Genomic DNA, 14,017 nt, shown 5'->3' on the forward strand with positions numbered 1-14,017 from the left:
GCGGCTAGAGTTTTAAGGTGTATTGGCCAAAAAAATCCTTGAATAAATCGTCATTGTGGTATTCCGAATCGGCAGACCGGGAAATCTGGCCGCAGATTTCCCGCAACGTCGGCAGAACATAATCTTCCTGGAACGTGGTGAAATCGAGCGGATAGCCGACCGGATTGTAGGTACTCCAGTCAATAATGTCCTGCTGTTTTACTTTGCGAACCCCCGGCAGGATGTGCACATCGGCCCGACCGATGACCGATTGCCGGTAAATCGGATCGTGATCACTTTCCCATTCCGTACCGGTCGGCAATAAGGCACAGCCTTTGTCGAGCAGGAAAAGGAGAATTTTCCGGTCGGGTCTTTGCTTGTGTTCACTGGCCAGCAGTTTTTTAAACTCCGCCGTAAATTCGGGCCAGAAACTGCCGATCACTTTCTGATTGGCCTGTTCGTAAATCGCGTTTTTAAAAACGATCAGAATGTGTTGTGTCCGGTTTTTTTTGTAGATAAACCGGATGATCTGTTCTTTGGGCATTTTCCGCGACAGACGGAGGGAATCGGCCAGTTCTTCCCAGATGTTTCCGATGTCGGAAAGGGATGTAAAACTGCTGCCGGAAGCCTCGATGGGCAAAATTTCGACCGATTCTTTCACCTCAGGCTGAATTTGAAAACTTTCGATCAACCGTTCCTGAAAAATTTCAAGACCGCAATCCGGGCTTCCCTGCAACACAAACGCATCTAAAAACAGTGCATTGAGGGCGTTGATATTCCTGGCGATGTAACTGAACTGGGTCAGGTAATTGATGCGTTTCAGCGTACCCACTAAATTCTTCTTGTTCAGCGGTGTAACCAGTGCCCTGATCTGATTATTGATATCCCGGTAGAGGTTCAAAATAGCCGTGGTTTCATCCAGATCGGTTCCCCCTTTCAGGTCGTTGAGATCATTTTTTAATTTCCCGATATCGTTTTCATAATCGTCGATAATTCTCCGCTTCATGATCTCGCTGAGTCCCACCGTATTTGCCATCTCCAGTTTGAGACTTTCTTTTTCCCGGATACTTTCGGCAGTTTCCTGCAATTTTTTCACCCGTTCCAGAATTTTGGTCAATTCCTTGGGCACCGGTGTTCCCGTTGGATCGTGCCGGATCAGCGACCAGTTCCGGGCTTTCTGAATCGTTTCCTGAGTCGATTCGTCGTAAAACAGTCCCCAGGGGCAATTTTGGGCTTCCTGAACCGGACTGGTGGCGAATGCGCTGCCCCGGTGAACCTGCGAGGTGTCAAAGCCCATGTCCCGCAGCTTTCCAAGGGCCATGTCGAAAGCGGTAAGCAGCTTGCAACCTTTGCTGGTCAGCGCCGAATAGAAGGCCGTTGCAAACAGCGTGGCGGTTTTGTCGCCCACCGGCCTTGCCGTGGCAATCACGGCTTTGACGCCATTTTTGAGTAATTCGTTCACAAAACCGTTGGTTGAACAGCCGTTCAAAAAAACCAGATCGGGCTTTTTGCCGCTGAATAACAACCAGAATCGCTCCTCCGACAGCGCACCGTCGTTGATATCTAGGTAGCTGCCCAAGTGGTCGACATCGGCATGACCGCTGTAATGGAAAATCGTCAGGCCCGAATCACCGCCATCGTGAATGCGACTCAGGGTGTCGAACAATTCATCGGTTCCCGTATCGACCGGCGGACAAATGTATTCCAGATAGCCATCCACCAGATGGGGTAAAAAACTCTTCCAAATGGCCAGCATTTCATTTCTGAGTGCAGGCAAAGGGTTCGTTCTGGAATTGGAATAAGCTACAAAGACAATGGGTCGCGGCATGGAGAATGGCAAAAGAACGTAAGAAAATTCCCGATCAGGGCCGCGCTTGAAGCCGTGGCCCTGATCGGAACGATCGTTTATTCAATTTACACTTTTTCCTTTTTCAGTAAAACCGGTATCGCGGCCTGTCGGTTGTCTTCCAGGCCCATCCCGGCGACGGCCAGATCATAGGCATCCACAATCGACAGCCCCGAACCCAGGGCCTGGTAAAACGTCGCCGAAAAAGCAATGGCGGCTTCGTCGCCAATCGAACGTTGCATCCCGATCACGTACGGAATGTGTTGGCCGATGGCGCGGGCCTGGGTTTCGGAGTAACAGGCGTTCAACAGCACGCACTGCACGGAGTCGTCGAAAACCGCAAAAAGTCGTCCCAAAGCCTCGGCGCTGACGGTTTTCAACTGCCCGCTTTCCGTTTCCAGACACAGTCCTTCGCTGGTGCCGTGGCCGGAAAAATGTACGATGGTCGGTTTTTCCTGCAAAATGGAGCGTGTCAAGGTGCGAGGGGTGACGGCCAGGCTGGTGGAAAACAGAATCCCGTCGCTCCCCCGCAGCTCCTCCTGAATCTCGCGGGCTTCAGCACCCAGCCGCAACGGTTCGTGGGTCATGGGGTTGGCCGAAAGGAACAGAATCCGTTTCCAGTCTTTCGTGTCGGGCGTGGGAACGGCCGAATCGTCACTACTGATTAGTACTTCTTTTTCGAGTACGTCCAGATCGCGGGAGCGGCTCCCCAGATGTACGGTGACCTGAAGCAGCAACGGATGGCGACCGGCTTTGAGCGGTCGGACAAAAAACTTCCACTGGGTGTCGTCGCCGGTCCAGATTTCCTGCCGCTCGGTGCTGATCGTGGTAATTTTGAAATACTCCCCGCCCGAGCTATCGACTAGCCGAACACTCATTTCGTTGCCGATGATAATGTCCTGATGGATACTGCCTTCACTGATCTTCAACAGGGAAGCTTCCACTTCCTTCCCCGCAATCCGCACGGTGCAGGTCGTTTGCGCATTCACCTTCATGGAACCGGGAATGTCGTAGTCGAGCTGACCTTCGCGAAGCGGGGAGACCGTTGGCTTGGCTTCAGCCGGGCTGTTGATCGGCGGAGCGGGCGGAGGCATGAAGGCAGGTGGGGGGATATGCGACGACCTGGAAGGGTCCGTTTCATACTCGACATTTTCCAGGTTGATGGTGATACGGTTTGCCCCCCGGACTTTCTCCGGTGCCGCCGAACCAATTCCGGTCTCATGTCCTGACTGGGGCTTTTGGGGTGCCACTACCTGTCCCCGACCACTGAGAGAGAAAAAAAAGTCCTCGCCCCGGCTCTGGTTCAGGGGCTGCGCAAGGTCCGGGTGTTTAGCGAGAACGGCGTTGATGCGCTCCATGAACTTCATCGCCACCTGTTGATAACCGTCGCTGTTCGGGTGAATTTCGTCGTACCACTGGTCGGGCCGGACGGTTTTGCGGAGGTCGAGGTAGGAAACATTTTCGAAGGCTTCGGCCACCGTTTTGATCCGGCTGTTGAACTCGTCCAGAATAAATTGAATCGTGGCAAATCGGTCCTCCTGCCGATTGATGCCTATTTCGATCATATAGCGTCCCAACCAGCCTTTGTTGGTCACTTGCAGCGGAATCACGTAGTCGTAGCCATGCACCAGAATCTGGAGGTTCGGTTTATAGATTTTCAGGTGACCAAACATTGTTTTGTACAGGTCGCGCAACGCATCCAGCTCGGCGAACACCTTGTCATTCAGAAACCGACGCGGATTCTGGCCCGGCGGCTCGCTCATATCCGGATTTTCTTTCAGAAACGTGCGGAACTGATCGCCGAGAATGTCGTTGCCGCCCCCGCTGATGAGAAAAAACGCCGGATTCTGTTCATCGATGGCGTCGAGGTATTCACCGGTTTTCTGGTAATTTCGGAGCGTATCGCCCGCGGCTGCCACGCAATAGATGGCGAACGCCCGGGAAAGGTGGTCGATGGTGTCGGTCACGAGCGGATGCTGAAACCACGAATCGCCCTCAGAAACCAGCCGGACGCGGTTGGGGAAACGTTTGGTTACCTGCGCATACTGCCGGTTGCGCAACCGGTTGGCCAGCGTGTTGGCCGCAGCCAGACCCAAGTCGCTGATCAGCCCGCGTTCGTCCAGGTGCGCGGAATCCAGAACTTTAATGTCCGGTTTGAGCTGGTAATCGGTTTCCCAGTTCGTCCCCGGATGGGCATCGAAATAGATTCCCAACGCAAAGGGTGTTGTAACCGGATCGTGGAGCATCGCGTTGAGTTCGGTATCCAGAATCACATTGGGCTCCGGATTGACCAGCTTCAGGGTATACGATTGCGTTGTCCAGCCCGTCAGTTGAATCGAACGGTCATCGGTTGCAAAACTGCCCCGGTTGCCGCCCCGGTTTTCATCGCCGGGCAGGGGCGGGTCGGGCAGGGTGGCCAGCGTCAGTGCCTGCGGATCGAACTCATCCGTGCTAACAATCAGTTTGATGTGTTCCAAACGGGTTGGCCAGTTGTAAAACCGCATCGTGTCCTGCAACGTGGCGGGCAGGTAATCCTGTCTGTTCAAACCCAGACAAACCGAATTGCCCGGTTCCAGCAAATACGCCTTGGGGTTCAGAAAACCGGTGAACGATTCAAACGTAGACGAGAGATACAGCGCCGAGCAATAGAGCGAACGCTGGTTGCTGGCTGGATTGGTGATCTTGACCTGAAGGTTGCTTTGCCAACGGCCATTGGCATGTTTTTCATAGTGAATCGGAAGGCGGTCATTTTCTGGTACGACCGCCGTTTTTTGCCCGTCTGCCCCGATCCGGGCAAATTCCACCGTCAGCGGTTTTCCCGGTAGCTGGTTGGTGCCCGAATTGGTCAGGCTGTTCATAAATTCCCAGCGGGACAGGTGTTTTAACTGTTCCACCAGTTCCGGGATGGCCGTTTCGGATGCGGTTTCAATCACGTTCGTCAGCGGGCGGTAAGGGTCGTCGGGGTAGGTGATGTAATAGTGACCATCCTGATCGTGAACCACATACTTCGCCAACTCTTCCCGTTCTTCGGTCACAATGAGTCCTCCGCTTTCGTTGGAGAGCTTGTCGAGTAGTGTTTGCTGGTCTTCCAACAAACCGCCCCCGTTTTTGAGGGTGATGGGCAGCGGAAGCATCATCAGGCCGTCGATGGTGGCCTGAAAAACCGCATTCTGGTTCAGATTGACCGCCTGATCAAACCGTAATTGCGTCGAGTCGACCCGAATGAGGCCCGGTTGGGCGGAGTATTTCTGGCCGGGGTCGTCGGGATTGAAAACCGTGATGGTTTTGGTTTCCATCGTAATGCCGTGAATCGCGCCCAGGTTCAACTGCCAGCCGGTTTTTCGGTTGTAGGTCACCTCGCCAATGGCCGATTGCCCCCGTTGGCCCGGTCGGTTGAGAAAGGTGGTATGCAGCAGCGAATCGTCCCCGTTGGCGACGTAAATGCGTGGTTTTTGCTCGTACACATTCCGCAGATATTGCCGGACCCGACTCCGCAGCGTGTAGTAGCTCAGGTCGCCCGCCGACGCTCGCAAAACCGTCAGCAGTGTTTTGGTAAAAACGCCTTCGCCACTGACCTCTACCGCCGATTCGTCGGATTCGCAGGCGGACAACTGGACGTGCGTTCCTTCGGGCAAGGCAACCGCATCGCCCTGCTGCCGGATTGTATCCGCAGCGATCGTCTGTCCAAAAATAAACTGCTCCCAGGGGCGTTTGGCAAACGCAAACGGAATGCGTTTTTCGCGGGGGGCTTCGTCTTTGAATACGGTTTGCACCAGCGCCCCGTTGCGGGTATTATCGCCCGAATGGCAGCAGTCGAAAATGGTAACGACGTGCGGTTTTTTGGCCGATAGTTCCTGGATGAGATACCGCAACTCCTTGTCTGCCAGTAGGAAATCGGAAGCGGTTTGTTCGTCATAATGGCAGGCCAGGCACTCCAGCCGACCATCGGTTTCGTGTTTCCAGACCGTGGTGTCGGCCCATTCCTGCGTGCCGTGGCCGGAGAAATAGAACAGGGCTACATCGCCCTCTTTCGCCTGGCCCAAATGCTCACGAAAAGCACGAACCACGCTGGCCTTGTCGGCTTTCCTGTCCTGCAATAGCAGAACGTGCGGTTCGAAAGCGGGATCGTTTTTGAGGTAGCGCTGCACCTTGAGGGCATCCATGACGCAGCCGCCGAGAGCCGGAAACCGGATTTGCCCCTGCAAAATCAAGTCAGCCCGGTAGTCGTTGATGCCCACGATCAGGGCGTAGAGTTTCGGTTTAGGAGTCGTGTTCATGGTTGAGGTAGGGAGAAGGGCCGGGAAGACCGGTCGGATTTTCGGAAAAATCGGAGATGAGGTACGTTTTTACAACCGGTTCAAAACCGACTATAATTTAGGCGAAACAATCTGTACAGAAAGCGATCTATTTATCGAACGGCGAAAATAAACGGACGAATTCCAGTATTCGGAAGAATGGCGCTTTTTACCCGGTTTCAGACCCGTCAACGGCTAAAAGGGAAGCACCAATTGCTGGCTGGATGGTTGGTCGGAAGCGTCGAGGTTGGAGAGTGAAATGCCCAGGAGCCGGACGCCTTTGGAAAGGGGGAAAAGTGCTGTGAGTAATTCGACGCCGATGCGATCCAGAAAAGTTTTCTGGGAAACCGGCCCCAGCGTGGTGCGGCTGCGGGTAATCTGCTCAAAATCGGCAAATTTTACTTTCAGCGTAACCGTGCGCCCCACCACCTGAATGCGTTCGCACAACCGCCAGACCGAATCGAGCAGGGGTTGTAAACCCGCCAGGAGGTCGGCTTCGGTGGTTAAATCCCGGTCGAAGGTCGTTTCCGACCCAATCGATTTCCGAAGCCGGTCGGGCGTCACGGGCCGGTTATCGATGGCGCGGGCGATGGTGTAATAGTAACTGCCCGCTTTTCCAAAATGCTGTTTCAGGAAGGCTTCGGACTGTTGCCGCAAATCCCAGCCGGTAAAAATACCAAGCTGGTTGAGCTTAGCGGCCGTTACGCGGCCAATGCCGTGGAATTGCCCGACGGTCAGGGTTTCGACAAACGCCAGACCCTGCGACGGTTTGATCACATACTGACCGTTGGGTTTGCGATAATCGGAGGCCAGTTTGGCCAGAAACTTGTTGTACGAAATCCCGGCAGAAGCCGTCAGTTGCGTTTTTTGCAGGATTTTAGCCCGGATTTCCTCCGCGATCTGCGTGGCTGAAGGCATGTTTTTTAAGTTATCCGTCACATCCAGATAGGCTTCGTCCAGCGATAAGGGTTCGATCAGGGGTGTATATTCCGCAAAAATGGCGCGGATTTCGCTGGAAACGGCCTTGTAGACATCGAAACGGGGTTTGACAAAAATCAGGTCGGGGCACTTGCGGAGGGCAACCGACGACGCCATCGCGGAACGAACGCCAAATTGCCGGGCTTCATAACTGGCCGCTGCCACGACGCCCCGCTGGCGCGATCCGCCGACGGCCACGGGTTTCTGGCGCAACGCAGGATTGTCGCGCTGCTCCACCGATGCGTAAAACGCATCCATGTCGATGTGGATGATTTTTCGGTTTGCGGGCTGCTCCACGGAACAAACTAACGGTTTTTTCTAACCATACCCTAAACCGTAATGTTCCCACAGTCTGTTGAATTGATGAAGTGGTCTGCGTCACCCTCCTCCGGAAGCACTGAGGCAGCGATCACCCGTTCGGTTTTCCGGGGCTGTCCACAGCCCGCATTTCTTCGTACATTAGCGTTGGTAATGCCAGGACACGATGCTACATACGGCATCGCCAAAAAAATCAAAGGGCCGTTGTTCCCTTCGTCGAATAGCATAACGGCGGTCGAAACCATTTCGAAGTGATGAGTACGCTTTCATTCTCACACACACACTTGCCAACATGAAACCTTACATTTTGCTCCTGATCAGTCTGGTGAGCAGCCTGATCGAAGCCTGCCAGCCGCAACAAAAGGCTGCGACTGGTGAAGCCAGTTCCACCACCATTTCGCACCTGATCTGCCGCACCGAGCCCACCGATAAAAACTGGTATGTCTCCGGGCTGAAAGCGCCGAAACTTGATAGCCTGGGAGATCTGCATTTTCCGATCACAACCCGGAATGCGGAAGCGCAACGGTATTTTGATCAGGGCTTTATGCTGTCATACGGGTTTAATCACGCGGAAGCCGCCCGGTCTTTTTACGAAGCGATGCGCCTGGATTCGACCTGCGCGATGGCGCACTGGGGGTTTGCGTATGTGTTGGGCCCCAACTACAACGCCGGGATGGAAAAGGACAATTATGAGCGGGCGTACAACGCCATTCAGCAAGCCCTTCGCCTGTCGGGACCCTGTACGGCCCGGGAAAAAATGCTTATTATGGCGCTGGCCAAACGCTACCCGGCCCAGCCGGTCGATGATCGAAAACCGTACGACATCGCCTATGCCAACGCCATGAAGCAAGTTCACAACCAGTTTGCGGATGATATCGATCTGGCCGCACTCTACGCCGAATCGCTGATGGATCTGCACCCCTGGGATCTGTGGGAAAAATCGGGGAAACCCAAACCGTGGACACCGGAAATTACGAATCTGCTGGAGGATTTGATCCGACGAAACCCCCGACACATTGGAGCCAATCATTTTTACATTCACGCCGTGGAGGCTTCCAAAACGCCGGAGCGCGGACTGAAAAGTGCGGATATTCTGGCCAGTCTGGCGCCTAATGCCGGGCATCTGGTGCATATGCCGTCGCACATTTACATCCGCACGGGCCACTACCACAAGGGCTCCCTGACGAATCAGCGGGCCGTGGAGGTAGACAGCGCGTACCTGACGGCCTGCCATGCGCAGGGCTCGTATCCGCTGATGCTCCTGCCGCACAATTACCATTTCTGGGCTGCCACCGCTACGCTGGAAGGCAACAGCCAGTGGGCCATGACAGCCGCCCGGAAAGTGACCGAATTGACCAAAAAGAAGCTGATGAGTGAGCCGGGCTGGACCACGCTTCAACATTATTACACCATTGTGTACAACGTCGCCATCAAGTTTTCCCGATGGGACGAAATCCTGCAAACGAGTGAAAAAGATACGGTTACGCTCAAATATCCGACGGCCATCCGCCACTATGCCCGGGGTATGGCTTTCGCCGGAAAACAACAATTCGAGCAGGCCAGAACCGAATTGGTACAACTCGAAAAACTGGCCGCCAACCCGGAAGTTCGGGCCATGACCATCTGGGACATCAACTCGATGGGGGCCATTCTCGACATTGCCCGCCGGGTGCTGAAGGCCGAACTGCTGACCCGGGAAGGGAAATTGCCCGCCAGCCTGGCCCTGTTGCGCGAAGCGGTAGCCATCGAAGACCAGTTGAATTACAACGAACCGCCGGACTGGTTTTTCTCGGTGCGCCACACCCTCGGTGCGGTTTTGCTGAAAGCCGGGCAGTTTGCTCAGGCCGAGCAGGTGTTTCAGGAGGATTTGCAGGAATTTCCGAACAATGGCTGGGCGCTGTCGGGGTTGTATAAAGCGCAACAGGGGCAGGGCGCTAGGGCCAAAGCCGCACAAACCAAAGCCCGGCTGGACGAAGCCTGGAAACACGCCGACAAAAGCCTGACCGCCGGGATTTGATTCCGACCTGAACGGGGTCACCGAAACACCGTTTCCAGCAGGCCATTGATGGCTTCCGGCGACGAAACCAGTGGGTCGATTTGTCCATAGTTGCCGTTGACGCCGTAGACCACCGTCGTTTTTTGTTGCGGAAAATAGAGCATGTTGGCGTAATAACCAATGGCATCTCCGCTGTGCGTATACGCGATTCCGTAGGGCGTTTCAATCCTGAAAAATCCCAAACCGGCGGCTGTTTTGTAGGTTTCCGGTTCCTGTTTGAGCGGTTCTTTCCACTGCATGGCTTCGGCCAGGGTGGCCGGTTTGAGCAGCTTTCCGTCGAATAACGCGTGCAGAAAAACCGCCATGTCGTGCGGATTGGAAATCAGTCCGCCATCGGCCGTGTAATAATCCCAGCCACTGTAATACGTGCTTTCGACTACATTCAGGTCATTGTACAGATCGACATAACCCCGGATAATCGTTTTCGGAACCGGGTTTCGGGCGGCAAACTGTGTGCTGGTCAGGTGCAACGGCTGGAAGATTTTTTCTTCAAAAACCTGATAAAAAGGCTTCTGTGTGATCTGCTCGATGAGCATTCCCAGCAAAATGTAATTGGTGTTGGAATACCGCATGTCGGTTCCCGGTGCGAAATAGGCTTTCTTCCCGTTCGCATAGGCCAGCAATTCGTCGGACGACCATTCTTTCTTCAAGTCATTCAACGAAGCCGTCTGGAATTGCAGATTCTGGATGTAATTATATAGTCCGCTCGAGTGATTCAGGAGCTGGCGAACGGTCACTTTCGTGCCATTGTCGAGCTTGTTGAGCACCGAATTCGGCAGGTATTGGCTGACGACATCATCCAGTGACAGAAGTCCTTCGTCGTAAAGCATCAAAACCGTCACGGCGGTGAACGTTTTCACGGTGCTGCCCATGCGGGTAATGTTGCATTTCTGCAAGGGAATCTGGTTGTAGAGGTCGGCCATCCCGGCGGCTCCCAGCCATTCGCCGTTGACCGGGTCCTGAACGGACAACAGAATGCCCGGTACGCCCTGACGGACTTTCTGGTCGAGCAGGGCCTGAAAACGGTTTCGTTTGGGGTGCGTGTCGCTCTGGTCGTTGAAATCGACGGAACAAGCGAAGGTCGCCGGGGCAATGACTTCCGAGTGGGTGCAACTCAACAGGAAGGCCAGCAGGAAAAGCGGGAAGGATCTGAGTAAAGGGGTGGTTGTGTTCATGGGGGTGTGATGGTTATGTATTTCGTTATTCGCCATTCGGAATTCATGATTCGCTATGCATTGCGTCGATGGAAATAGCGAATACTAAATAGCGAATACTAAATAGCGAATACTAAATAGCGAATCATGAATATCGAATCATGAATAACGAAGTGGGGTTAACGAAAAGGGAAGAATTGATACCCAACCGCCAGATTGGTGTGCGTCATGAGGGGGATGAAATCCGGAGAAAACGGGTACTCGATCCAGGGTTGATACTGCCCAAAAATCCGGGGAGACCGGGGGCTGTCAGGACGAAGCCGGAACCCGATTTCCAGCGGAACGGAAAGCAGGACGTGGGGCGTCCCCCGGTCTTTTTTCAGGACATAACGCCCCTCTTCCAGCCGGAATTCGTCCTGCGTTCGGAACGTATGCAGATAGCCGATGCCGAGCCCGATGGAAGCATACAGTGAAAGCGGCAATTGCCGTTCATAGCGAAAATCCGTACCCAGAAAAAGGCCCTGCGCTACTTCTTTGTGATGGTAATACCCGGCGGTTAGACCCTGAACCAGGCGGGATGTTGACCGTCGTTTCAACGCCCATTCGGTCCCGATCGACACGCCGGGATGGAGCGGTTGGGTAACCAGGCCGTCGGCAAACGGAATGGACGTGCTTTCGGAAAAAAGGGTCAGGCGAAGGGGGAGCGAATCGCTCGTTTTCTGGGCTAAAACCGGGCTGGCGGCTCCCAGAAAGCCAGCCCATAGAAGCGCCTTCAGGAAGGTCGGAAACTGTTTCATGTGCGAATGAGGGTGTTGTTTACAGTCGGGCCGTTCAGAACGGGATGTCTGAATTGCGCTGCAAAAATACCGGTCTGATGGCGCACAGCGGGGGTTTCGGTGGGAGAATGCAACCCAAACCGGCAAAATAGCCGCTGAAACGGACGGCTATTTCCCCAGCCAGGTCAGAAAAACCGTGGCCCGGTCTTTGGAGACATACACCGCTTCCGGAATGGGCGGGCAGAGCGTCACGAGCAGTTTCCGGGTGGGCGTCTGTTCGACGGACTCGATGCTGCGGATCTGGGCGATAACCTGGCGATTCAGCTTGAAAAACCGGGTGGCATCGACCTTCTCCATGACCTCGTCCAGCGTTTCCCACACCACAAATTTTTCCTGTCGGATGCTGACCAGATAAACCACTTTGTCGAGGATGATAAAGTAGGCAATGTCATCCATCAACACCGGTTTTTGGGTGTGTCCTGTGCTGACCAGAAACGACGGTGCCATCTGCGGTTTTTCCAAAACCGGAAGCGGGATCGGCTGGGCGGGAGCGGGCAGCGAGACCAGTGAATGCAGCATGTTCAGCAGCAACAAAAACGTGGCGGAGAGGGGTAATTCGGCCAGAAAAAGGGAGCTAAAATTCGGGCGCAGTTGCAGGAAAAACCGGACGTAAACGACCTCCAGAACCACCAGAACGAGCAGGGGGATTGCAATGCCCCAAAGCACCTGCCACCGGACCCGGTTCGGTCGGTTGGTGGTCCAGGGGTATTTTTGATTCAGTTTTTCCGTCACCCGGTTCAGGTACCAGCCCATGGCAAAGGTGTAGGTCAGAGCGAACAGCACATCGGTGTAGAAACTCGGGAGTCGGATTCGCTCGCGGAACGGCGTATCGTTCGTCACCAGCACCACGGTCAACGCGATGAGGAGATACACCAGCCAGACCCATCGTTTCCTGTGAAAAACCGCGTTCAAATTCCGGAGTTGTTAACCTGAACGCAAAGATAAAAAGGGTTTTTGAGAGTAAAGAGGAGAGACAAGAGAGTAAAGACTGCGCGAAACGTCTCTACTCTCTTGTCTCTCCTCTTTACTCTCAAAGAAAAATTACCGCTTATCCCACCAGACTTTGCTCAGGTAGGTGTCGCCGTTGGCCATTCTCGACGAAGCCTCGTTGTAGTTGGTGGCATTCCGGAGTCGCTCGGTGCTCGAGTACACGCCCCGGCGCGGAATCTGGCCGTTGGTCGTGCCGGGATTCGGACCGGGTTTCAGTTTGGGGTAGCCCGTGCGTCGCCATTCGGCATAGGCTTCGTAATGCCGCATGAACAGGCTGATCCACTTCTGGTTCATGATCTGCTCCAACTGCTGCTCCTCAGTGCCCGTCAGTTTGCCTTCCCGGCTCAGGTATTCCGTAATGGCGGTTTCGGCGATGGAATACGGCTGAATCTGCATTGTGGCCCGGATGCCGGCCTGATAAAAACCTTCAGCCTGTGCTGGCGTCAGTCCGCCCCAGCCCAGCAAAGCCGCTTCCGCCTTGAAAAACAGGTTGTCGGAATACGCCAGAAAAACATACGGGAAAGTGGCTTTCCGGTCGTTGTAAATCGCAATGGTGCCGTACGAATAATCGTCGCGGTTGATGATGACACTCCCGCCCAGGGCAACACCCAGGCCCCGGTAAATGGGTTTTCCGGCTTTCTTGGAGTTCTCCGTCGGTTCGGCGATGCGGGGCAGACGCGGATCATTTTTGGCGAGCAGAACGTCGATGAACGGAGCGGCCAGTTGGTTCAGTTCTTTACTGCTGTTGTAACCGCCGATGGTCGGGTGGTAGCCAAACGGATTGCCGTCCTGCGTCACCGTTGGCATGGCCCCATTGTCGGCGTTGCTTTCGATCAAGGGGGCTTTCAGGGCTTCTTCGACGGTTTTACGCGCCAGAGCGGCATCGGCAAAACGAAGCCGCATGCCCATCCGGAGTTTCAGCGAGTTGGCAAACTTCCGCCATTTGGTGACATCGCCCTTGTACACAAAATCCGCGTTGCCATACGACACATCCGTGGCCGTCAGTTGGGCGACGGCCGCATCCAGCTCCGTGATGAGGGATTTGTAGATGTCTTCCTGCTTGTCATATTTCGGCAGCAGAATCAGGTTGTCGTCGGGCAAACCGGCCTGGGTATACGGAATATCGCCCCAGAAATCGGTCATGCGTTGCCAGAAATAGATCTCCGTAATTTTGGCAATGGCCAGTTTCGTCCGTCCGGTGGGCGTAGCTTCCTGGCCTTTCAAGAGTTGATTCCGAATCTGCGACAGGTTCTTGATCAGTTCGTAATGGGCGGTCCAGTTGTTGGTTTCGTAAATGTCGCGGTCTTCGAGATACTGCGAAGGGGCTGATAACGAGCCGCTGGCCCATTGCTGCACCCACGAACCGACCTGCCACCAGTTGGTGCCATCGGCCAGAAAACCGCTGAGTTGCGCCTGCGAATACAGGTACTCGGCCGGAACGCTGCGGGGCTGGGTGGGAGAGATGTTGATTTCCTCGAAGTTGTTGGTACAGGCCGATGCCGTCAGGAGCAAACCCAGTACCGAAAAGCGTATTTTTTTAGAGAATCGTTTCATGATTGTGATGC

Annotated in this window: 8 protein-coding genes; 1 reads left to right on the forward strand and 7 read right to left on the reverse strand. The window is 54.4% G+C overall.

The window, feature by feature from the left end; all coding sequences use genetic code 11:
• Positions 1–4 precede the first annotated feature (4 nt).
• The 3 genes from ACS5NO_RS04410 to dinB form a co-directional block, all read right to left on the reverse strand.
• The gene (locus tag ACS5NO_RS04410) at positions 5–1,807 is read right to left on the reverse strand and encodes a CHAT domain-containing protein (protein WP_439414023.1); all 1,803 of its coding nucleotides are present in this window, start codon (positions 1,805–1,807) and stop codon (positions 5–7) included.
• Between the two features lie 86 nt (positions 1,808–1,893).
• Entirely contained in the window at positions 1,894–6,102 is a 4,209-nt protein-coding gene (locus ACS5NO_RS04415) for a caspase family protein (RefSeq protein ID WP_439414024.1), read from the reverse strand.
• A gap of 213 nt (positions 6,103–6,315) precedes the next feature.
• Positions 6,316–7,395 carry a DNA polymerase IV gene (gene dinB / locus ACS5NO_RS04420; protein WP_439414025.1) on the reverse strand — a complete coding sequence of 360 codons (1,080 nt, stop codon included), beginning with the start codon at positions 7,393–7,395 and terminating at the stop codon, positions 6,316–6,318.
• A 313-nt stretch (positions 7,396–7,708) separates the two neighbouring features.
• On the opposite strand from dinB, the gene ACS5NO_RS04425 reads away from it, so the two are divergent.
• The gene (locus tag ACS5NO_RS04425) at positions 7,709–9,433 is read left to right on the forward strand and encodes a tetratricopeptide repeat protein (RefSeq protein WP_439414026.1); all 1,725 of its coding nucleotides are present in this window, start codon (positions 7,709–7,711) and stop codon (positions 9,431–9,433) included.
• 17 nt (positions 9,434–9,450) lie between these two features.
• Here the strand turns inward: ACS5NO_RS04425 and ACS5NO_RS04430 are convergent, their stop codons facing one another.
• The 4 genes from ACS5NO_RS04430 to ACS5NO_RS04445 form a co-directional block, all read right to left on the reverse strand.
• Positions 9,451–10,647 carry a serine hydrolase domain-containing protein gene (locus tag ACS5NO_RS04430; protein WP_439414027.1) on the reverse strand — a complete coding sequence of 399 codons (1,197 nt, stop codon included), beginning with the start codon at positions 10,645–10,647 and terminating at the stop codon, positions 9,451–9,453.
• Positions 10,648–10,805: 158 nt separating this feature from the next.
• A complete protein-coding gene (locus ACS5NO_RS04435) occupies positions 10,806–11,423 on the reverse strand; it encodes a hypothetical protein (RefSeq protein ID WP_150876151.1) in 618 nt (205 codons plus the stop codon).
• A 147-nt stretch (positions 11,424–11,570) separates the two neighbouring features.
• Positions 11,571–12,335, reverse strand: a complete 765-nt coding sequence (locus ACS5NO_RS04440) for a LytTR family transcriptional regulator DNA-binding domain-containing protein (RefSeq protein WP_439414028.1) — start codon at positions 12,333–12,335, stop codon at positions 11,571–11,573.
• 168 nt (positions 12,336–12,503) lie between these two features.
• Positions 12,504–14,006, reverse strand: a complete 1,503-nt coding sequence (locus tag ACS5NO_RS04445; protein WP_439414029.1) for a SusD/RagB family nutrient-binding outer membrane lipoprotein — start codon at positions 14,004–14,006, stop codon at positions 12,504–12,506.
• Positions 14,007–14,017: the final 11 nt, after the last annotated feature.

It is taken from the genome of Larkinella fluvii, assembly GCF_051857545.1.
Lineage (GTDB): Bacteria > Bacteroidota > Bacteroidia > Cytophagales > Spirosomataceae > Larkinella.